Raw genomic sequence first — 531 nt, 5'->3', positions numbered from 1 at the left:
CTTCTTCGACTTTGCGGGCTATTCCGCCATGGCCATCGGCCTGGCCCAGATGTGCGCCTTCCGCTTCCCGGAGAACTTCAACGACCCCTACCTCTCCGGGAATATCCAGGAATTCTGGCAGCGCTGGCACATGACGCTGAGCCGCTTCCTGCGCGACTACCTCTACATCTCGCTCGGCGGTAACCGGAAAGGCCCGGTGCGCACCTACGTCAACCTGCTGATGACCATGGTCATCGGCGGCWTCTGGCACGGCGCCAACTGGACCTTCATCTTCTGGGGCTTCTGGCATGGCGGCTGGCTGGCCATCCACCGCGCCTGGCGCAGCGCGGGTCACGGCCCGATGCCCTATTTCCTCGGCAATATCCTGCTCATGCTGGCCGTCGTCATCGGCTGGGTGGCCTTCCGTGCGCACGACATGACCAGCGCCATGGGTCACGGCCCGATGCCCTATTTCCTCGGCAATATCCTGCTCATGCTGGCCGTCGTCATCGGCTGGGTGGCCTTCCGTGCGCACGACATGACCAGCGCCAT

Annotated in this window: 1 protein-coding gene; it reads left to right on the top strand. The window is 63.8% G+C overall.

All coding sequences use genetic code 11. From position 1 onward, the window contains the following. On the top strand, positions 1–531 hold a 531-nt coding region (locus AC1DWF_RS38220; protein WP_476843606.1), incomplete at both ends, for an MBOAT family O-acyltransferase.

Source organism: Aminobacter sp. P4_D5, from assembly GCF_056401815.1.
The sequence above is the reverse complement of the archived record's forward strand: the minus strand, read 5'-3'. Positions and strand labels throughout refer to the sequence as shown.